The sequence below is a fragment of the Paenibacillus xylanilyticus genome (assembly GCF_009664365.1).
GTDB lineage: Bacteria > Bacillota > Bacilli > Paenibacillales > Paenibacillaceae > Paenibacillus > Paenibacillus xylanilyticus_A.
On the sequence record NZ_CP044310.1, the window covers coordinates 3,155,754 to 3,177,168 of the forward strand.

The following is a 21,415-nucleotide window of genomic DNA, read 5'->3' on the forward strand; positions in this document are numbered from 1 at the left end:
TATGAGTACATTTCAACCTGTCCAGAGTCCATTACTGACCGAAAAAGCCTTGTATGAGAAAGTCATCACTGCGGGTGATGGCTGGATACATGATTTGCTCCCAGGCCAGGTTCTTCGCATTGTTGATATGGAAGGCAATCAAGCTGTTGATACGCTGTTTTATTCGACGGAGGATCCATCGGATCATTATAGTGCAGTGAGAACGATTACCCGCCAGGGCAATCTGTATTTGACAACAGGTTCAACGCTGCTCGCTGAATCAGGCCGAGAGTTGTTGCGGATTACCGCCGATACCTGCGGCAGGCATGACACCATTGGCGGTGCCTGCTCAGCTCAGAGTAATACCGTCCGCTATGCTCATGATACATTGCCCATGCACAACTGTCGTGACACCTTTATGTTAATGCTGTCTCAGCGAGATGAATATACCAAGCGGGATCTCGCCCCGAACGTCAACTTTTTCATGAACGTGCCAGTGACACCGGAAGGAGAGTTGACCTTCGCTGATGGTCTATCTGCACCGGGGCGCTATGTCGAACTCCTTGCTTTGGCACCGGTAACCGTGCTGATCAGTAACTGCCCGCAGTTAAACAATCCATGTAATGCCTACAACCCAACACCAGCCAAAGTCCTTATATGGGATGCAGAAGGAGTGAGCGCCAATGTTTAAAAAGGTACTGATTGCGAATCGGGGTGCCATTGCGGTACGCATTATTCGAACTTTGCGTCGGATGGGTATCTCCAGTGTAGCTATTTACACAACAGCAGATCGAGACAGCCTACATGTTGAGCTTGCCGACGAAGCAGTACTGATCGGAGAAGGCCCCGCAAGAGAGAGTTACGTCAACGCTGAGTTGGTACTCCAGACAGCTGCAGAGACAGGGGCAGATGCGATTCATCCCGGGTATGGATTTCTGAGTGAGAACGCGGCTTTTGCCAGAGCGTGTGCTGAGCGAGGTATTACGTTTATCGGTCCCTCTCCTGAACATATTGAGCTCTTCGGCTTGAAGCATACGGCACGAGCAATGGCTGCAGAAGCTGGAGTGCCCTTACTGCCGGGCACAAGCCTGATACAATCTCTGGATGATGCGGTTCAACAAGCTGGAAACATTGGTTATCCTGTAATGTTGAAATCCACTGCCGGTGGTGGTGGAATCGGCATGCGGGTCTGTGAACACGAGGATGTGCTTAGGGAGGCATTTGAATCCGTAACCCGTTTGGCATCCGCCAATTTTAATGATGGGGGCGTGTTCATTGAAAAGTATATTGCACGTGCACGTCATGTCGAGGTTCAGATTTTTGGCACAGGTAACGATGAAGCAGTCGCATTGGGAGAGCGTGATTGTTCAGTGCAGCGGCGTAATCAGAAAATTATTGAAGAAACCCCGGCGCCATGCCTGCCGGATGTAATCCGGCAAGAGATGCATGAGTGTGCCCGCAGACTGGCGATTTCGGCAGGTTACCGTAACGCGGGAACGGTTGAGTTCCTGTACGACCCTGATGAGCATCGGTTTTATTTTCTTGAGGTGAACACCAGACTTCAAGTGGAGCATGGGGTGACAGAAGAGGTACTTGGCATTGATCTGGTGGAATGGATGGTCAAGGAGGCAGCTCAGGGGAGCGAATCGTTGAACGTTACGTTTCCCTCACCAACAGGACACAGTCTGCAGGTACGTCTGTATGCTGAGGATTGCATGAATGATTTTCGTCCAAGCGATGGACGCATTGATGCTATTCAATGGCCTGATGACGTGCGAATTGAAAGCTGGATTCAGCCTGGATTGAACGTAACTACCTTGTATGATCCGATGCTGGCCAAATTAATTGTGCATGCGAGTACGCGCTTGGAAGCTATAAACAAAATGAAGAATGCTCTTCGTGAACTACGGGTATACGGGGTCACCACCAATCAGGCTTATATTGAAGCATTTCTGGATAACGATGCCTTCGCTAATGGAGAAGTATATACCCGAATGCTTTCGGTCTTTAAACCGACGGAGCACGCGATCGAAGTTCTGGACGGTGGCGTTCAGACGACTGTACAGGATAGTCCCGGCAGAATCGGCTACTGGGATATCGGCGTACCGCCGTCCGGCCCAATGGATCAGCTTGCCTTCCGTATTGGCAACAGACTGCTGGGCAATGACGCAGAAGCGGCTGGACTGGAAATGACGCTGCGTGGGGGAACGTATCGTTTCCGGGATGAAATGACCTTTTGCCTGACAGGAGCAGATATGAAAGCCGAACTGGATGGCGTTCACGTGGAACCCTACACACCGACAATTGCATCTCCTGATGCGGTGCTGACTCTGGGCGAAGCGAAACAGGGAATGCGAACGTACCTGCTCGTATCCGGGGGGCTTGACATGCCGATCACACTTGGCAGCTCAGCAACCTTTACATTGGGGGGATTCGGTGGGCACAGGGGGAGTGCGCTACGAACGGGTGCAGTGCTCTGCGTGCATGAAAGAGAAGGAAATGCTCCGGTTCTGCTTGGTCCGCTCCGTACAGAACGCAGACCACAATACAACAATGAATGGACGATTGGTGTGATACCGGGACCTCATTGTACGGATGAATATGTCCTTCCGGCTTATCTGAATCAGCTTACGGAGACGACATGGGAAGTGCATTTCAACAGTTCCAGAACAGGTGTCCGATTGATTGGTCCGGCCCCGCTGTGGGCAAGAACCGACGGTGGAGATGCAGGACTTCACCCTTCCAACATTCATGACAACGCCTATGCCGTCGGTGCACTGGATCTGACAGGCGATATGCCGATCCTGCTCGGTCCGGATGGTCCCAGTCTTGGTGGTTTTGTCTGTCCGGTGACAACGGCGACCGCTGAATTATGGAAGCTGGGTCAACTCAGCCCTGGTGATAAAGTCCGTTTCAGACTCATTACCGTTGAGGAAGCCGAGCAATTAAGAGCAGAACAGGAGTTGTACCTGCGGGAACTGGACGTTCCGCATGAGTTGCCGGTTTTAGTCGAAACATCAACTGGTGAGTATATGCCGATTTTGGCCCAAGCAGTGGAAGGCAGACGTTTCTCCATTACTGTACGCTGCTCTGGTGATGAAAATATTCTGGTCGAATACGGAGAACGCGAGTTGAACCTGTTATATCGATTCCAGGCATACGTACTTATGGAAGCAATCAAGGAGAATGGAAACATTCCATATATCGAACTGACACCAGGCATTCGCTCTCTGCAGATCCACCTGGATGCTACCCGTATGACGGTAAAAGAAGCGGCAGCACGAATTATGGATCTGGATTTGCAGCTTCCCGAGCTGGAAACGATTGAAGTACCTTCGCGAATTGTCAAATTACCATTGTCGTGGGATGACCCGGCGACGAAGCTCGCCATTGAGCGATATCAGCAAAACGTTAGACCTGATGCACCATGGTGTCCCAGCAACCTGGAGTTCATCCGTCGCATGAATGGACTCGGCTCGCTGGAAGAAGTAGCGGAAATTGTATTCAACGCCTCATATCTCGTCATGGGACTTGGTGACGTGTACCTGGGAGCACCTGTTGCCGTACCACTGGATCCGCGCCACCGGCTCGTAACCACCAAATATAATCCTGCACGGACATGGACTCCGGAAAATGCTGTAGGCATAGGCGGCGCGTACCTCTGCGTGTATGGCATGGAAGGCCCCGGTGGATATCAATTTGTTGGTCGTACCGTGCAAATGTGGAACTCGTTCAGGGAAACAAGCAATTTCGAAGCAGGAAAACCTTGGCTGCTGCAGTTCTTTGATCAGCTTCAATTCTATCCTGTTTCGGAAGCCGAACTGCTGAAAATGCGTGAAGAATTCCCGCGAGGAGGATTCGAACTTCAAGTTGAGGAAACCACATTTCATCTGGGGTCCTATCTGAACTGGTTGCAAACGATTGAGAACGAGTCCGGAACTTTTCGTCAGCAGCAGCAGAGTGCATTCCAGGCTGAACGAAATTACTGGAAGGAACTTGGTATTGCGGAGTATGTATCCGAACCTGAAGCCGCGGCAGCGCTGGAAGAGGTGGAGATGCCGGAAGGGAGTCAGGGCATGAGCAGTTCTATGTCGGGCAGTGTATGGAAGGTACTGGTTGAGCCCGGCCAGGAAGTGCGAAAGGGAGACACTATTATAATAGAAGAAAGTATGAAAATGGAGTTTCCGCAGCTCGCTCCAACAGATGGAATCATAGCTTCCATTTACGTCTCGCCGGGTGATCAGATCAAGTCGGGAGACTGGATTGCTGCCATTATTCCAACGATTAAGGAGGAGGTTGCACGATGACGGTAAATGCCATCCCTGAATTGATGTCGATCAGTGCTCTGCGTACAGGATATCTACGAGGAAGCTTCACACCGGCGGAAGTGGTGGAGAGCATCATCGAGCGGGCAAAGGATACGGAGGATTACCATGTCTGGATCACACGGCCGTCTAGGGAACGCATTACGCCATACCTGGAGAAACTTCAGCACTTGTCCATTACCGAATATCCACTGTGGGGCATTCCATTTGCGATCAAAGATAACATTGAGGTTCAAGGGTGGCCTGTAACGGCTGGCTGTCCAGAGTTCTCATCGGTTTCGGAACAACATGCTATTGTTGTGGAACGACTTATTGCTGCAGGTGCCATACCTGTCGGGAAAACCAATCTGGACCAATTCGCCACAGGATTGGTTGGTACGAGAAGTCCATATGGGGAGACGTGTAACGCACTGCGGCCCGAACTGATCAGCGGAGGATCCAGTTCAGGCTCGGCCGTAGCCGTGGCACTGGGGCAAGCAGCGTTCTCACTTGGGACAGATACCGCCGGGTCAGGCCGAATTCCGGCTGCACTGCATGGTCTGGTTGGTTACAAACCTGCAGTAGGCGCATGGCCTTCCACTGGTTTGGTGCCTGCATGCCGCAGTATTGATTGCATTACCGTGTTTACCCATGAGCTCGAAGACGCTGTTTCCGTTGACCGGATCGTACGAGGCCCGCATGCCGAAGATGCTTTCTCTAAAACCCGTCCTTTAGGACCAACCCGTGCACCAGCCAAATGGTTGTTACCTAAGGGAGAATTAACTTTCTTTGGTCCCTTTGCTGAAGCGTATGAGACGGCTTGGCAAGGCGCCAAACAAACCTTGCTGCAATCAGGAGTAGATGTCGAGGAGGTGGATATCTCCATGCTGCAAGAGGCCGCAGCACTTCTGTATGAAGGACCGCTTGTAGCTGAACGATGGGCAGATCTGGAGATGTTCGCCCAGCAGCATCCAGGAGCGTTGTTTCCTGTAACGGAGAAAGTGCTCCGAACAGGCGGCAAGGATACATTTACAGCTGCTGCACTTTTCAGGGCACAGCACCGATTAGCCGAAATTCGGCGAAGCACGGCTGAATGGCTGCATAACGCCGTTCTTGTATTGCCAACCTGCGGAGGAACATGGACGAGAGAACAAGTGCAGCAGGATCCGATTCAAACCAACAGCCACATGGGATTGTACACGAATCATTGCAATTTGCTCGACTTGAGCGCCATTGCTGTTCCGGCAGGTAAGGCTGCAGAGGATATGCCTTTTGGAATAACCCTGTTCACATTGCCTGAGCAGGAAGCTTCCATGGTTGAAGCCGCAAGAATATTCGAGCCGCATCACAACCGTTTTTTGGTAGCTGTCTGCGGACTGCATATGAGAGGCATGTCACTGGAACCCCAGATGACTGGGTTAGGAGCCTTTTTTGTGGAGGAAACCCGAACCGCTCCAGAATATCGTCTGTACAAACTGATCACAAGTCCTGCAAAACCGGGCTTGGTGCACACCCTTGAAGAGGGGACATCCATTGATCTGGAATTGTGGAGCATGCCGCTATCCTCCTTTGGTTCATTCACAGCAGCCATTCCTGCTCCATTAGGTATAGGGAAAATTAAGCTTCAGGACGGCAGGCTGGTATGCGGATTCATCAGTGAAGCTTCGGCTGCCCAGGATGCTGTAGATCTGTCTCATCTGGGAGGCTGGAGAAATATCGTTTCGGGTGAAACAGTAGGCACGAAGTAGTTGTCCGTGTTTAACGTAGACATGGAAGCTACATTGCAGATTACCGCTCCATCTATCATAATTTACATTAAAGTCGCTATTTTTAGCGGCTTTTTTTGTGTGATTTTCATTTTTGTTTGAACTTAACATGAATATAGAAAGATGAGTGTTAATCATTGGAAACATATCTTCAAATCTAAGTTATACATATTATATATTATGTTAACTTGAATGCTCAGATCGATGACTTGCGTTTGAAACGTCGATCAACAGAGAAGGTCTTTTGGCTTAATGCAATACCGTGATTCTGACGGGGAGAAGTTTATTATTCGAATTAGTACCAATACTACATATCCAAGGGGATGGTGAAAATGAAGTTACAACACGAGTTTTCCAAGCATATTTACCAAAATATAGATCTCATATGTGACTTCATGGGAAAAAGTTCGGATTTTAATGTTCGCGAGATCACCGTTGGCAGTTGCCACGCGGCCCTTTTTTATTTGGACGGTATGACAGACATGCAGAAGATACAGGATAACGTCATTCGTCCGCTGCAGGAGACTTCTGCAGAAGAGTTAAGTTTATCTTTCTTAAAAGATAGCGTTCTTGACGTCGGTGAAGTAAGTTTCTCTGACAACATTGAAGATGCGTTGGAACAGATTCTATCAGGTGGACTTCTCCTGCTAATCGACGGGATGGGGGAAGGGTTAGTCGTTTCCATACCTGGTTGGGAAGAACGCAGTATAACGGAATCGAAGACGCAGCCTGTGATCCGAGGTCCACAAGAATCGTTTACGGAGAATCTTCGTACCAATACAACAATGGTCCGTCGCCGAGTGAAGGACACAAGAGTTCGGCTAACAAACGTCAAGGTTGGCGAAAAAACAAAGACCGACATATCGGTCATGTATATGCATGGAGTTGCTGATGATGAATTGGTACGAAACGTGATATCTAGACTGAAAAATATGAAAGTGGATCGCGTGCTTGAAGGGGAGTACCTCGAAGAATGTTTAGTGGAGAACAAGCAATTGACCATTTTCCCGATATTTTATAATTCGGATCGCCCAGACTCTATTGCAGCAGGTGTGATGGAAGGGAAAATAGCGATATTTATCGACGGAACTCCCTTTGTCATCCTTGCGCCAGCAGTATTTGTTGATTTCATTCAATCCGCGGAGGATTATTATCAATCTTTTATTTACAGCAGCATCATTCGAGTCTTAAGGTACATCTCCCTGGCAATATGTATGCTGGCTCCAGCCATATATGTGGCACTAACTACATTTCATCAGGACATGATCCCAACGGTTCTATTACTAAGTTTATCTGCGCAACGTGAGGGTGTACCCTTTCCTGCATTCGTTGAGGCAATGATTATGGAGATCATATTTGAGATCCTGAGAGAAGCTGGTCTACGAATGCCGCGAACGGTTGGTCAGGCCGTTTCGATTGTTGGATCCATTGTCATTGGCCAGGCCGCTGTAGAAGCTAACATCGTTTCACCAGTTATGGTCATTGTTGTTGCGATTACAGCGATTTCAAGCTTTGTCATCCCGTCCTACACCATGGCTATTCCCATCCGGATATTACGGTTTGCTTTTATAGGAATGGCTGCCATGTTTGGCGTATACGGATTGACGGTAGGCATGCTTATTCTCCTTGTACATTTGAATAGTCTTCATTCATTCGGTGTGCCATATATGAGTCCAGTAGCCAATTTTCAATCGACGAAACAAAGTGATGCTGTACTGCGGTTTCCATTTAAGAACAAAGCAAATCATCACAACAAACCAAGGGAGTAAGCCGATGAACTCGTACCGATCCACCATGTCTACATTGTTGGTCTACATCTTGCTAATGGTCATTGTTACGGGTTGTTGGAGTAGTAAGGAGTTAAACGAAATATCCGTCGTGATGGCTATGGGTATTGATTCCGTAGATGACCAGTATGAGATTAGTCTGCAAGTGGTTGATCCGTCTCAGATGTCTCGTAATCGAGCGATGGAACGGTCACCTACAATCGTTTTTTCCAGCCGAGCAAACACGCTGTTTGAAGCTCTCCGAAAACTCACCACGGAATCATCAAGGAAGATGTATCTGTCTCACTTGAAGTTTGTAATCTTTGACGAAGATACAGCAAAAAAAGGAATCAAGAAGCCGCTGGATTTCCTGTTTCGTGATCATGAAGTTCGGCCTGATTTTCATTTGGCTGTTGTCAGAGGCAGTTCAGCTAAGGATGCGGTTACGTTTGTGGCTCCAACCGAGGTTTTGCCTGCAATGGATATGTACAAAGCTTTGAATGTGTCTGAAAAGACATGGGCACCCACTTCCGCGGTCAATGTCAAAGACCTTCTGCAGCGTTTAAAGAAGGATGGCATTGAGCCGGTCTTGACTGGCATTCGGCTGAACAATCTAGACAAAGGCTTGAAGGTGGATAATGTGACGAAATCGCCACAACACGCGAACTATTTATTTACCGGCATTGGTGTCTTTCAGGGAGATCATCTGATCGGCTGGATAGAAGAGTCCAAAAGCAAGGCGTTTACCTACATATCAAACCGTGTTTCCAGTTCTGTAGCTTCCGTCACATGTCCGAATTCAGAAGGGGAATTTGCTTTTGAAGTCATACGTAACAATGTCAAAATGAAACCGGACATAAAAAATAATGAACCGATTGTCTCTCTTGTCGTGGAAACTGAAGCAAACATCGGCGAGGCTGGATGTGATGCTGACCTGAAGGATGACAAGACATTTAATGAATTTCAGGAAGCAGCCAGAGAAGAACAAGAACAGATCCTGAAAGAGGGTATTGAAAAGGCGCAGCAGATCGGTTCCGACATATTCGGATTCGGAGAAGCCTTTCATCAAAGGTTCCCTCGCGAGTGGCACGAATGGAGAGGGGACTGGAAGCAGAAATTTCAAAAGCTTGAGGTCAACCTGGATATCCGTTTCCATTTAAACCGGGTTGGGAAAATTACCAATCCTATTGACTCTGAACCGCAACATTAGGAGTGAATGTATATGCTGTATGCGATACTAATCATCTCGATTCTGACCATGTACTATGAGTTTCGTCAATTGAAGGAGAAGCATCGTGTGCGTGAAATGGTGGTTAGTTTAACCTTGTTCACCGTAGGGACGACATTGATCATTCTGCAGCTAGCACACGTTGAGCTTCCGAGTCCATTAACAGGTATCCGGTGGGTTTTCCAACCGGTAAGCCAGTACATTGCACGTATTTTATCCTAAAGGGGGGACGGAAGTGGGGAGTAAATTAACTGTTCGACAAGCCATCACTTGGTTTGTATTGTATCAGATTGGAAGTGCGTACTTGGTGCTTCCAGCTGCCATAAGTTCTGTTGCCAAACAGGATGCCTGGCTTTCCATTCCCATTTCCATTGCTTTTCATTTGCTTTTGATACCGTTATATTATTCTATCGTCAGGCAGATGAAAGGCAGATCCTTTGTTGCATATCTCCGAAGTGTGTTTGGTCCCTTGGGCGGGACGATTAGCATCCTTTTTATATTTGCCTTTCCCTTTCTGGAGTGCATCATGACACTTCGAAATCTGGGAGACTTTGTCACGACCTCAATTATGCCCGAAACTCCCTATGATGCCATATATTTTATTATGCTCCTGGCAGTCTATTTTGCTGTTCGCTCAGGTCCTGTTGTTATCGGGCGTTGTGCGGAGATTCTTATCTTTTTTCTTCTCGCCCTATACTTGTTGGTCAGGATTACTCTTTTTTCAGAAGCAGATATCAAAAACCTGCTGCCAATGCTGGAGAACGGCTTGAACCCTGTTATTCTTGCATCCATCAATCTCTTGGCTTTTCCGTATCTGGAGGCAGTTTTGTTTCTGTTCTTTGCACACCACTTCCCGGATCCGAAAAAGTGGAGAAAAACGGTGGTCGCAAGTGCTCTGATCAGCGGAGCCATGTACTTTTTCATGGTTATGCAAATTATTACTGTAATCAGCGCTGGTGTCGTGGCGGACTTGACGTTTCCTACCTTTTTTATTGATCGGACCATCAGTATTGGTGAGTTTCTTCAGCGGTTTGAGATCATCCTTGCCATTGTCTGGTTCGTCACGATTTTCTTTCGTCTTGCATTGCTTCTATATGTTTCGGCCCAAGGACTAGCAGAAGCTTTTCGTCTTCGAAGCATGAATTCGCTATTCGTTCCTTTGATACTGACTATGTTGGCTATGGCTGATTTTATCTGGCCCAACATTTCATATATCATTGAGATAAATCAGGTCTGGCCTTACTACGCCATGATCTTCGGCATTGGGTTTCCGATTGTGCTCTGGTCGATGAGTAAATTGAAGGGTTCATTAGATTCCGATCTCAAGTAGAAAGCTCTGGCATCAAGAAAATGTAATGAGTAGGATGGTTTTTATTGAAGTGACATTTTCAAACGCAATGGTCTGGATTCAATGTAAAACACCCTGATTGTGCAGATAACCACAATCAGGGTGTTTAAGTATTAGAAACAGCTGAAGGAGCTAATCCGCTGCAGGTCAATGCCGCTGTACACCCAGAAGAATCCAGTCCAGCGGAAGCCGGCTACCGAATTTCTGCCGACGAACACGGGATACATCCAGAAGCCGGGACCTTGATTCGGCCAAATATATGTGTAGCGGAACAGACAACCGGAGATTGCTCTTGGATCTACAGCATACAATGAAGGCGACTGCTGTGGAACGAATGAAGGCGGCGGTCCGGGAGGGGGCTGCACGCCTTGCGGTGCGCCGCCTCCACCTCCGGGGAACGAAGGTGGACCTGATGGTCCTCCAGGACCTCCAGGACCACCTGGTCCGAAAATTCCACCAGGACCGCCTGGTCCGCCTGGTCCACCAAACCCGCCACCAGGTCCAAAGGGAGGTAAAAATGTCATACATCATCACTCCTGTTCATTAGTCTAGGGTATTGTATGTAGGCATTTAAACAGGGGAATGGGTTGAAGCCCATGGATGCAGAAATTTTGTAGGCTGTTCGGTCTATGGATACAAAAGAATGTAAGAGTATAATACATGGGAGAGAACACCGTAAGAGAGAGGAATTCATCATGCACCAATATTATCAAACACTTCGGTTATTGGCTTCCCAAGCTTCCATATCAGCAACGGAGTGGGACTGGTTTGTGAAAACAACTACAGTTAAGCATATCTCAAGTGGAGTCACGATTGTCCAATCCGATCATGAAGTATATCATGCCTATTTCTGTACGAATGGGTTGTTTCGTCTGTATTACACATTGCCTGATGGAAGAGAATATAATGTTGCCTTTACGCTGGAAAATGACTTTGCAACTTCGTACGGAGCCATGATAAGCGGATCAACATCCATGTATACCATTCAAGCAATGGAAGATTCCACAGTGATCGAGATTCCCTACACAGCACTCCAGGTGCTTATGGATCGAAGCCATAACTGGGAACGGTTTGTTAGAACAGCTGTAGAACGATTGTATATCCGTAAAGAAGAACGTGAGAGAGAATTATTATATCTGACTGCGCTGGAGCGCTATCATGCGTTTTTAGTCAAATATCCAGGGCTGGAGAAAAGAATTCCCCAATATCACATTGCGTCCTACCTAGGTATTTCACCTGTGTCACTAAGTCGAATATTGCATTCGTGTGATTAACCTATGTTAATGCCAACCTGGTTCAGGCGCGTTAAAATGGAATCACAACAACCATTACACATACGAGGTGACAGGATTATGCGGCAAATGATGATTGTACTATTGGAATTTTACCCTTCTTGGTTAGCACTACCACGTGAAGAACGAAGAAACTATGCGTCTTCATTACAGGAAATATTCAATAACTATAGTTCAGAAGTTAGTGTTCGCTTTTTTGATGCGGAGGCTCTACCTGGTAAAGATTATACTGATTTTGTAGTATGCGAGACCGATGATATCAAGCAGTATCACTTTATGTGGGAGGAAATCCGTGACTCAGAGCCGTATACCAAGGGATATATGAAAATCAAGGATGTCATTATGGGTTTGGAAAATGCCTTTCAAGCCTATGAGACAGAGGCATTACGCATGCCCGCTGAATAAGACTATTTTAGGAGCTGTTCATATCGGGTTGGGATCTTCCGGTTCATAAAAAACTACTGACTAACTGAGAAAACGTAAAAAACACCTCCTACGAGGTGTTTTTTTATTTATGATTTGCTGTTAATAGAGAAGGAAGTCTTTCCACAGCTAATTTTTCAAATGTGTTGACATGACACCGTTTGGTGTCATATAATCAATTAGACACCAAATGGTGTCTGATCAAAACAATCACATAAATATAAAGTAACATGATAAACAAATCCTCCGTATCATCCATGTTCCGATACAGCAGATTGGAGGGAAGTGGTGTGAGTGAGAACCAAAAATCACGTGATGTATTTGATGCCATTGCAGATCCAACCAGACGTCGGCTCATGCAGATGTTAACCGAAGCAGAAGAGGTACCGCTTCATGAATTAACCTCACAGTTTGAAATGGGGCGGACAGCAGTATCCAAGCATCTGACCATTCTTAAAGAGGCGAATCTGGTCGTTGACCGAAAAGTCGGCAGGGAAACGAGGTATAGGCTCAATGCTTCGCCATTACAAGAGGTTCAAGATTGGGTAGCTTTCTACAGCAAGTTCTGGAGTATGAATATGATGCGCTTGGACCAACTATTAAAGGAGGAAGAAGAATGAGTTTAACATTGGAATTGGACTATCAGTACACGACTTCGGTCGAGAAGCTCTGGGCAGCCTTAACGGATTCAAGCAAGCTTGCCAAGTGGGTAGCCAACATTCATACCGGTCAAGGGATGGAGAATGATTTTAAACCAGTCGTTGGTCACCATTTTCATTTTCGAACGCAGGCAACGGAGTACTGGGACGGAATTATTAAGGGAGAAGTCCTGATCGTAGAAGAACCGCATCGCCTGTCCTATACCTGGGAAAGCGGAGAGAAACATACGGTTACGTGGACATTACAGGATTTGGGTAACGGTCAAGTAAACCTTCACCTGGAACAAACCGGAATTTCCAATCCTCAAGCACTGGCTGGTGCCAAGTATGGCTGGAGTAAATGGTGCGATGAGCTTGAGAAGCTTTTGGCATAATCATAGGAGGGACATCGATGTTAAAAGGTGAAAGAAATACAAAAATTGATCCCTATTTCAACAAGCTGAAGAATTGGAAAGAAGAATTCGAGCTGCTGCGGGAGATCGTTCTGGATTGCGGGCTGACTGAAGATTTTAAGTGGATGCATCCCTGCTACACATTAGACGGTAAAAATATCGTTCTGATCCATGGATTTAAGGAGTATTGCGCCCTGTTGTTCCACAAAGGGGCGCTGCTAAAAGACCCTCATGGAATTCTGATCCAGCAAACGGAGAATGTGCAGGCAGCACGTCAGCTTCGCTTTACCAATGCACAGACGATTCAGGAAATGCAGCTGATTATCCAGGATTATATCGAGGAAGCCGTTCAGATTGAGAAAGCGGGTCTGCAAGTTGAACTTAAAAAGCATGACGAGTATACCCTGCCTGAGGAATTAGCCAACAAATTTGTTGAAATACCTGATCTGAAAACAGCTTTCGAAGGACTGACACCAGGACGCCAGAGAGCATATATCATGCATTTTTCTTCACCCAAACAATCCAAGACCCGAGAGTCGAGAATCGAAAAGTACATCCCGCATATCCTTGATGGGAAAGGACTTAATGACAAGTAATGAAGTGTCTGTGGGTATAAAATGCGTCACACCATAAGTCGCTGATATAGCGGCTTTTTTGTGCTTTTCTTAATCATTTCATGACTGTACTTTTAAGGCTTGTCAGGGGATACAACGGGTAACGTGAACGAAAAAAAGCAATACTAACAGTCATAATGAATGCGAAAAATTTGTCAAGTTGGTGATTATTCATATAAACTATATTTTATGAGTTCTTATCCAAGGAGGAAATTCAATGCATCAAAGAAAGAAACCAAAATCGAACAAGGCAAGAATTTTTTCAAAAGTTGTATTGATCATCATCGGGGCTTTTATAACGGCATACGGCCTTGAAGCCATTTTGATCCCCAACAATGTCTCGGACGGTGGTGTGACGGGTCTGAGTATCGTTGGTTCACAATTGTTTGGATTGCCGCTGGGGATGCTGATCGGTATCATCAATATTCCTTTTGTGTGGCTGGGATATAAGCAAATAGGTAAAAGCTTCGCTCTCTATTCCATTATCGGTATTGCTTCACTCGCAGTAAGTACCAGTCTGATGCACCATGTACCTACAATTATTGAAGGGGACACCTTGCTAGTTACCGTTGTCGGGGGGATTATCATCGGTTTCGGTATGGGTCTCGCACTTCGGAATGGCGGGGCATTGGACGGAATAGATATGCTGGCAGTACTGCTTTCACGCAAAGTTCCTTTTGGTACCAGTGATCTAATCTTGTTCCTGAACATGTTTGTATTTATCGTCGTTTCATCTGTATTTGGTCTGCAAGGGGCCATCTTGTCGGGGCTGGCTTATTTCATTGCTTCCAAAGTTATTCATATCGTTGAAGAGGGCTTGAGCGGTTCCAAAACGTTTAAAATCATCACCAATCAACCCGAGATCATGGTCGAAACCATTCGTGACCGATTAGGTCGTGGAGCAACCTATACGGATGCTTATGGCGGGTATTCTAATGAACAATTTAAAGAAATCACTTGTGTAATCAACCGTATGGAAGAGAGCAAAATTAAAGAGATCATTCATGAAATTGACCCGAATGCTTTTGTAGTTGTGTATGATGTAGCAGAAGTGAAGGGCGGCAGCTTCAAAAAGAAAGATATTCACTAATACTTAAGCATGATGGAAAATCATAAACATAGATACAACAAAAGGTCGCTAAATATAGCGGCCTTTTTTAATGCTCTTTATATTCTATTCTGTATTTTCAAACATCAATAAAGGTTTCCGATTCGCTTCAAATGGAAACAAGGTTTGTGCAGCCTCAATAAAGGCATTTGGAGAGCATCGTCCAGTGGAAACGTACAGGAAGGACCGCTTAACATCGTCATGGTTTACCTTCTTAAGACAAAAAGGAAAATGAAGACAGAGACTGTTGTCCCTGTCTTCTTAGCGTTTTAACCTATTTTGCTGCCAAATTCATCTCGACACACATGAGTATGAAGGCACCTGCCCCGTGCAGATCGTTTTCACTGGTTGGCCGGGCAATATAGTGATCATAGTCGCCAATGCCTGTGCCAATACAGATATTACCGATGATAACCTTACCGTTCTCGTCAAACTGCAGTGTGTCAATTACGCCTTGGTAACCTTTCCATGCATACTGCAAATATGTTGGGTCCAGATAGCCGAAACGAACTGCTTTGGCAATGGCATGTGTAAAGAGGGCGGTACAGGAATTCTCATGCCAGTTATCCGGATGATCCCCTTTGTCGATGACTTGATACCATAATCCGGTGGCAGGATCCTGGTAATTGGTCAGAGCAATCAGCAGATCCTGTACGATCGTTACGAGTTTATCTTTGTCCGGATGATCCTCTGGCATGTATTCGAACATTTCAAGTAGTGCTACCGGGTACCAGCCAATGGCCCGGCCCCAGAATTCCGGAGCAAGACCCGTAACGGGGTCAGCCCATTTGGCTTCTTTTGTCTCGTCCCATCCGTGGTAGAGCAGGCCTGTGACAGGGTCTTTTGTATGCTTTTCCATAAGCAGGGCCTGATAGGTCATCATATCGATGTAATCGCTCTCACCGAAGGTTTTGGCGAATTGCACTGCAATCGGCCCAGCCATATATAAACCGTCCAACCACATTTGGTTCGGATAATGCCCCTTATGCCAGAATCCGCCTGATGTATTTGTGGGCCAGGATTTTAGCAGGGGAACTAAGGTGTGAAGCGCCTTTTTGTACCGTTCATCTCCCGTCTGCTCGTAGAGGGTGAAGAGAAGAACACCGGGCTGGATGTCGTCGAGTTCGTCAGACTTATACTTTTTGATGCTGCCATCCTCCAGAATCTGACTATCGACCCAGCCTTTCATGTATTCATAGAGCTTTTGTTCTCCGGTTTGTCGCCAACATTTCTCCATCCCGGATAAAAAGACACCCTGATGATAATGGAATCGGTCTGGCGGAAGATGCTCCGGCTCGAATGTATCCATAATTGCCTCACAGGCTTTTAACGCCCATTGAATTGGCGTCAAGGTAGATGAAGTGGTTTGCATGTATCCTTCCTCCTTGGTTGGTTGTAATCCCATTTTACCAACAGATAATGTACATGATTTGCGGAAAATGCCTATTTCTTCTTATTTCTTGCGATATAATATAAACATCAAGGACGGTACGGAAGGGAGGATGACTTTGATGGGGAATCTTTATTTTGAAAATGCGGAGAGTACATTTCTGGTATCCCACCGAAGAGCATTAAGCCATCATATGCCGGTAAGCCATTTTCACAGCACATATGAAATCTATGTGTTGATGGCAGGGCAGCGGGAATTTTTCATTCAGGACCGAACGATTACCATCGCGGAAGGCGACGTGGTTATTATTTCTCCGAACGTTCTGCATCGCACGACCAATGCGGAACGGCCCAAGCATGAGCGGCTTATTATTAATATGCATGCCCAGTATTTTTCGGTAGACGGTTCCCATGAAGAAGTGCTTCAACCTCTACTTCAGCGGGATTATTTGATTTTGAAAGGTTCCCTGCGCAGTAGAGCGATGATCGATATGCACACAAGAGCCATTATGCAGGAGATGAAGGAGCGAGGAAGTGGCTTCGAATTGTATGCTCAGACCCTTGCCGTGCAGCTGCTTATCATGTGCTGTAGACATTTCAAGCCGCATGATGCGGAACCACTTGCAGCGCCAAGTCCCATGCATGAGCGTATTTCAGAAATTGTCCGTTATATTAATGACCATTACATGGAGGAACTGTCGCTTCATTTTCTGGCAGATCAGTTCTATATCAGTCCTTATTATTTGAGTCGATCGTTCAAAGAAGCGACAGGATTCGCTTTTGTAGAATACGTCAATAGTGTGCGAATCAAGGAGGCAAAAAAGCTGCTTGAGAGCTCAAGCCTCAAGGTCGATTTGATTGCGAGGAAGGTTGGATTCGGTAGTGTAACCCATTTCGGTCGGGTATTTAAAGCCGTCACAGGCCATTCGCCATTGTATTATCGAAGGAAAGGAGACTGAATTTCATGCATAAGCTTCGCTCTCTTATGGAACACTTCTGTAGTGCGAATAACCAGCACTGATTCCATTTTTGGGGAGGTGAGATGTATGAGCAAACCGGATAACCGTGAAGACAACGTGCAGCATTTGCAAAATGCGGTTCAAAACACCATCGAAAATTACCGGGAAGCAGAGGATTATCTCGAAGAATTCGGAGATGAAATTCCAGCTCGGGAAAAAGGTCAGATTGAGGAAAAAAATGAGCGCCGTAAACATAGCATTTCCGGATTCCGTGAAGAAATTCAAGATGAATCCAAGCATCAGCAAAACTCATAATGTGGGTACTATTCCGGTGTTGTAGGAGGGTTAGCAGATGACAAATCAGGATCCGCAAGAACTTCTTAAACAAAAACACGAGCTGGACGAGCATAAAAGGCAGTTCACCAATTTTGCCCGAAGCGTATCAGGGCAGGGTGAAGTAGAAGCCGGACAAGAATTCAGTCATGATCGGCAGGATGACGATCAAAACCGCATGAAATCTGTTGAGAACAAGCGTGCTTAACGGATAAAACCCGCAAATAAGCTGATCCATTACTGGATCGGCTTATTTGTTTCTGCACCTTAATTGTATCCCGTTGTGACTCCAGCAATTTCTTCTGTGCTAGCCTGGTACAATACCAGAGGCAAGCTGGCTGGAATCGCTGTTCTAAACGGTTCAATTCCATTCTATACATAAAATCGGCATCTGCTTCCACAAAATGAAACGACACTTTTTTCCAAGCGTATCAGTTGTTTGAAGGCGAAACACATTGTCTATTGAATGGAGAATGCCGATGAGCGAAATAAGGGTGACTGACACGGGAATATCCCCAAAAATGAAAGCAGCAGTAATGAACGCGGTAGTCTACGATACCTATGGAATGCCGGAGGTCCTGCGAGTAGAAGAGGTTGATATTCCGATTCCAAAAGACAATGAAGTATTAATCGAGGTTCATGCGACTTCGGTTAATTCCTGGGATTGGGATCTCCTTCGCGGAAAACCATTTATTAACCGTATAGGGGCGTTTCGTCACCCGCGGTATCCGATACTTGGTGCAGACATTGCAGGGAAGGTGATCCAGGCGGGACCCGCTGTCCAACGATTCAAACCGGGTGATGAGGTGTTCGGAGACCTATCCGGCTGTGGCTGGGGAGGATTCGCGGAATATGTGTGTGCGAATGAGGAGGCGTTAACTCCCAAGCCGGCGGGAATCACTTATGTACAGGCAGCATCCATTCCGCAAGCGGCCGTTCTGGCTCTGCAAGGACTTAGGAATCAGGGGAATCTACAAGAGGGAGAGCATGTCCTAATCAATGGTGCGGGGGGCGGAGTTGGGACGTTTGCCATTCAATATGCCAAATTGCATGGCGCAGAAGTAACCGCGGTAGATCGTGGTGATAAGCTGGATATGCTGCTTGAATTAGGTGCTGATCACGTCGTGGATTATACCAAAGAGTACTTCACAGCGAATGGAGCAAGATATGATTTGATTCTTGATGTTGTCGGCAACCGATCTGCCTTCGCGTTGAAGCGAGCGTTAGTGAAGGGAGGCACCTATGTCATGATTGGGGGCACTATGCCGCATATCTTGCTTAACTTGGTATGGAGCCCGTTCGTTTCTTGGCTGGAAAAGAAAAAGTTAACTCTTCTTATCCATAAGCCGAACCATGCGGACCAGGCCATCTGGAAGGAACTCGTTGAATCAGGCAAGGTTATTCCACGTATTGAACGGGAGTATGCCTTGAGTGAAACATCTCAGGCCATTCGTGACTTGGGAGAAGGTCGGGTAAACGGAAAAGCTGTTGTCAGCTTGAAGAAAACTAATAATGATGATTAATCAGGTAAAGTAAATAGCGATCAAAATAACAAAAGCAGCAGCCCGATGAACTTAAAAAAGGCTGCTGCTTTAATTTGGTTTTCAATAGCAATGTACATGTGGTGTATTTACGTAAATACGATCACGACGAGAACAATGCTTCCGTTGCAACTGGTTTATGGATGGGGAGGGGCTGAAGAGCCGTTGTCTGATCAATATGGACAAATGCATCATAACGGTCTGCCATGCTGGAAGGTACATAATTGCCGAAGCGTTCAAGCTTCGGATCATATACCACACCGATGGCGCGGTGACCAATGACTTTATGCAGTAACGAGGACGCTTCGGAGAGCATGACCATGCCATTACGGCCTCCTCCTGCCTGATGCATGTAATCCTCCCAGCTTCCCGGCTGCCCAGGTGGCACGACTATTTTCTCAACAGGATCTCCCCAGGCTCTTCCCGCAAGGACTTCTCCTTTATAGGTTCCGAAGCCAACGGCAAACACTGATGTTGTGCATCTTCACGCACCAGCTGACCAACATTCACCATGCCATCTTCCAGCATGTCTGTTGCTCGCGCATCTCCAATGTGTGTATTATGCTCCCAGACAATGGCTTTGGCAGAGGACCCGTAATAGGACATGATACGCTTCAGTGATTCCACCATGTGCCTGTCACGGACATTCCAGGAATCCGCCCCACCGCGGACCATCGTTCGATAATAGGCTTCGGAGCTGGAAGTTACCAGCATGTTAACCTCTGCGTTCAATTCTTCTTCACTACCTGGGTGAGTCATACGCTGTTTCTGCATCTGCTTCAGTAGCTCGACAACTTCATCCTCACAGCTCTCGGAGAGTAGTCCTGCTGTAATACCATAACTCTGATGATCCTTGTTGTATGGATCGAAGCAGGCATAGGTGCGGCGGGCCTGTTCCAATTGAGGAGACTTGGTTTTCTCCAAATACCCAATAATGGCCTCCATCGATTCCCATAAGGAGTACATATCGATCCCATAAAATCCGACCTTAGAACGGTCACTGCTGCCACTGATTTCAGCTGCAGTATATTCTTTTAACCACTCGGCAAAATCACGAATTTCTGTATTCGCCCACATCCAAGTCGGCCAGCGAGTAAAATCACCCAGTTCGTCTGCTGCCGAAGAATTGGCACCCGGTGCTCCTTTTATATACTGATTCAATCGATAAGCAGCGGGCCAATCCCCTTCAACACCGATGATGTTAAATCCCTTGCTTGAAATCAGCTTTTTCGAAAGTTCAGCCCTGTATCGATAGAAGTCAGCTGTTCCATGACTTGATTCCCCCAGGAGCACAATATCTGCATCTCCGATCGCATCAACCATTCGGTCCAGGTTCTCCATTTCGTCCAAAGGGATAAATAAGGCACCCAGTTCTTTTAAATAAGCGTCATTCCCGGATTGAGAGTTGGAATTCATCATTTCTTCCTTCCTATAGGCGGTATGAGAGAATTATTTCCGAATTGTTCACTGAATAACTGAATCAAGCCGCTCAGATGGGAAGCGGAATGAAGTGAAATGATTGAAAATCGTCCTTGTCATCATTTAAAATGATAGGTGATCGGAATGAAATGACTTGAGAACTTTCAACACGGTTGAGCAACGGGGCAGCGTAAGATGTCACTAGCTATTACTGAAAAAGGTCTGAGAGGGGCACATGAGGAAGGAAATGAAGAAGACGGAACAATTACAAGTACATAATAAACCAGCAGTACCTCGACTGAAAGATGTAGCTATAGGTTATGTGTCCTTGTTGTTCATATGCTCTGCTGCACTATTCGTATTTGTTCAGATGGATATGGTCTTCATGCAGCGTCTGTTAGCTTTTGAGACACCTTTGCTTATGGTCTTTCTTGTTCTAGGATGCTCGCTTGGCCTGATTTTATTTGGTGTTTTGATGACGTATCTGGTACCTGAGGAGTATATTCATGAGTCCAATAAGGAGTATGCCAATCAGTCCCTTAGTTACATTTTTATTTTTATGAGTTTGGCAGGTCTCTTTGAAGAGCTGCTGTTTAGGGGAATTATCCAGAATTTGTTATATGTCGTATTTGATGAGAAGTGGGTCGCAATTATTGCTTCATCAGCCTTGTTTCTAGCTTTTCACTTTTCCTATTTTAAAACGCCCATCATGCTGCTCAATATAGTGATACCAAGCCTTTTATTTGGCTCATTGTATGGGGCAACCAATAATATAATGGTTCCTGTAATTGTTCACGTAGCGATGAATTTGGGCGTGACACTGTTGTTCAAGTATAAAGTCATCGTTCTAAAAAAAGATAAGTAAGACAAGGGCAAGGGATCTAATCGTTATAAC

20 protein-coding genes and 1 pseudogene are annotated in these 21,415 nt (G+C 46.3%); 18 read left to right on the plus strand and 3 right to left on the minus strand.

What is annotated here, in order from left to right:
• Position 1: 1 nt before the first annotated feature.
• The 7 genes from F4V51_RS14160 to F4V51_RS14190 all read left to right on the plus strand — a co-directional run bounded on the left by F4V51_RS14160 (position 2) and on the right by F4V51_RS14190 (position 10,373).
• Positions 2-670 (plus strand): urea amidolyase associated protein UAAP2, encoded by a 669-nt coding sequence (locus F4V51_RS14160; protein ID WP_153978469.1) that lies wholly within the window; start codon positions 2-4, stop codon positions 668-670.
• The gene (gene uca, locus F4V51_RS14165; RefSeq protein WP_153978470.1) at positions 663-4,286 is read left to right on the plus strand and encodes an urea carboxylase; all 3,624 of its coding nucleotides are present in this window, start codon (positions 663-665) and stop codon (positions 4,284-4,286) included. The genes F4V51_RS14160 and uca overlap by 8 nt, the downstream gene beginning before the upstream one ends.
• A complete protein-coding gene (locus tag F4V51_RS14170) occupies positions 4,283-6,031 on the plus strand; it encodes an allophanate hydrolase (protein WP_153978471.1) in 1,749 nt (582 codons plus the stop codon). Before uca ends, F4V51_RS14170 begins: the two co-directional genes overlap by 4 nt.
• A 350-nt stretch (positions 6,032-6,381) precedes the next feature.
• Positions 6,382-7,818, plus strand: a complete 1,437-nt coding sequence (locus F4V51_RS14175; RefSeq protein WP_153978472.1) for a spore germination protein — start codon at positions 6,382-6,384, stop codon at positions 7,816-7,818.
• A gap of 4 nt (positions 7,819-7,822) precedes the next feature.
• The gene (locus tag F4V51_RS14180; RefSeq protein WP_153978473.1) at positions 7,823-9,025 is read left to right on the plus strand and encodes a Ger(x)C family spore germination protein; all 1,203 of its coding nucleotides are present in this window, start codon (positions 7,823-7,825) and stop codon (positions 9,023-9,025) included.
• Positions 9,026-9,037: 12 nt separating this feature from the next.
• A complete protein-coding gene (locus tag F4V51_RS14185) occupies positions 9,038-9,265 on the plus strand; it encodes a hypothetical protein (RefSeq protein ID WP_153978474.1) in 228 nt (75 codons plus the stop codon).
• A gap of 13 nt (positions 9,266-9,278) precedes the next feature.
• Positions 9,279-10,373, plus strand: coding sequence for a GerAB/ArcD/ProY family transporter (locus tag F4V51_RS14190; protein ID WP_153978475.1), 1,095 nt, complete (start codon positions 9,279-9,281; stop codon positions 10,371-10,373).
• A 131-nt stretch (positions 10,374-10,504) separates the two neighbouring features.
• On the opposite strand, the gene F4V51_RS14195 is transcribed toward F4V51_RS14190, so the two are convergent.
• Positions 10,505-10,915 carry a collagen-like protein gene (locus F4V51_RS14195; protein ID WP_153978476.1) on the minus strand — a complete coding sequence of 137 codons (411 nt, stop codon included), beginning with the start codon at positions 10,913-10,915 and terminating at the stop codon, positions 10,505-10,507.
• Between the two features lie 171 nt (positions 10,916-11,086).
• On the opposite strand from F4V51_RS14195, the gene F4V51_RS14200 reads away from it, so the two are divergent.
• From F4V51_RS14200 to F4V51_RS14225, 6 genes are all read left to right on the plus strand, one after another.
• Entirely contained in the window at positions 11,087-11,665 is a 579-nt protein-coding gene (locus F4V51_RS14200; protein ID WP_153978477.1) for a Crp/Fnr family transcriptional regulator, read from the plus strand.
• 78 nt (positions 11,666-11,743) lie between these two features.
• Positions 11,744-12,088: a darcynin family protein gene (locus F4V51_RS14205; RefSeq protein WP_153978478.1), complete on the plus strand. Its 345-nt coding sequence runs from the start codon at positions 11,744-11,746 to the stop codon at positions 12,086-12,088.
• Positions 12,089-12,396: 308 nt separating this feature from the next.
• Positions 12,397-12,726, plus strand: coding sequence for an ArsR/SmtB family transcription factor (locus F4V51_RS14210; protein ID WP_153978479.1), 330 nt, complete (start codon positions 12,397-12,399; stop codon positions 12,724-12,726).
• Positions 12,723-13,139, plus strand: a complete 417-nt coding sequence (locus F4V51_RS14215; RefSeq protein WP_153978480.1) for an SRPBCC family protein — start codon at positions 12,723-12,725, stop codon at positions 13,137-13,139. Before F4V51_RS14210 ends, F4V51_RS14215 begins: the two co-directional genes overlap by 4 nt.
• A gap of 17 nt (positions 13,140-13,156) precedes the next feature.
• The gene (locus F4V51_RS14220; RefSeq protein WP_153978481.1) at positions 13,157-13,753 is read left to right on the plus strand and encodes a YdeI/OmpD-associated family protein; all 597 of its coding nucleotides are present in this window, start codon (positions 13,157-13,159) and stop codon (positions 13,751-13,753) included.
• A gap of 235 nt (positions 13,754-13,988) precedes the next feature.
• Positions 13,989-14,861, plus strand: coding sequence for a YitT family protein (locus tag F4V51_RS14225; protein WP_201281199.1), 873 nt, complete (start codon positions 13,989-13,991; stop codon positions 14,859-14,861).
• Between the two features lie 292 nt (positions 14,862-15,153).
• Here F4V51_RS14225 and F4V51_RS14230 read toward each other — a convergent pair whose 3' ends face one another.
• Positions 15,154-16,251, minus strand: coding sequence for a glycoside hydrolase family 88/105 protein (locus F4V51_RS14230; RefSeq protein ID WP_153978483.1), 1,098 nt, complete (start codon positions 16,249-16,251; stop codon positions 15,154-15,156).
• 139 nt (positions 16,252-16,390) lie between these two features.
• Here F4V51_RS14230 and F4V51_RS14235 point away from each other — a divergent pair, with 139 nt between their 5' ends.
• The 4 genes from F4V51_RS14235 (at position 16,391) to F4V51_RS14250 (ending at position 19,083) form a co-directional block, all read left to right on the plus strand.
• Complete coding sequence (locus F4V51_RS14235) at positions 16,391-17,227, plus strand: AraC family transcriptional regulator (protein ID WP_153978484.1); 837 nt, start codon at positions 16,391-16,393, stop codon at positions 17,225-17,227.
• Positions 17,228-17,314: 87 nt separating this feature from the next.
• Positions 17,315-17,542 (plus strand): small acid-soluble spore protein Tlp, encoded by a 228-nt coding sequence (tlp, locus tag F4V51_RS14240; RefSeq protein ID WP_095358074.1) that lies wholly within the window; start codon positions 17,315-17,317, stop codon positions 17,540-17,542.
• A 37-nt stretch (positions 17,543-17,579) separates the two neighbouring features.
• Complete coding sequence (locus F4V51_RS14245; protein ID WP_110822176.1) at positions 17,580-17,768, plus strand: hypothetical protein; 189 nt, start codon at positions 17,580-17,582, stop codon at positions 17,766-17,768.
• 271 nt (positions 17,769-18,039) lie between these two features.
• Positions 18,040-19,083, plus strand: coding sequence for an NAD(P)-dependent alcohol dehydrogenase (locus F4V51_RS14250; protein WP_236146765.1), 1,044 nt, complete (start codon positions 18,040-18,042; stop codon positions 19,081-19,083).
• Between the two features lie 121 nt (positions 19,084-19,204).
• Here F4V51_RS14250 and F4V51_RS14255 read toward each other — a convergent pair.
• Positions 19,205-20,520, minus strand: a pseudogene (locus F4V51_RS14255) (erythromycin esterase family protein).
• A 247-nt stretch (positions 20,521-20,767) separates the two neighbouring features.
• On the opposite strand from F4V51_RS14255, the gene F4V51_RS14260 reads away from it, so the two are divergent.
• Positions 20,768-21,385, plus strand: coding sequence for a CPBP family intramembrane glutamic endopeptidase (locus tag F4V51_RS14260; RefSeq protein ID WP_153978485.1), 618 nt, complete (start codon positions 20,768-20,770; stop codon positions 21,383-21,385).
• Positions 21,386-21,415: the final 30 nt, after the last annotated feature.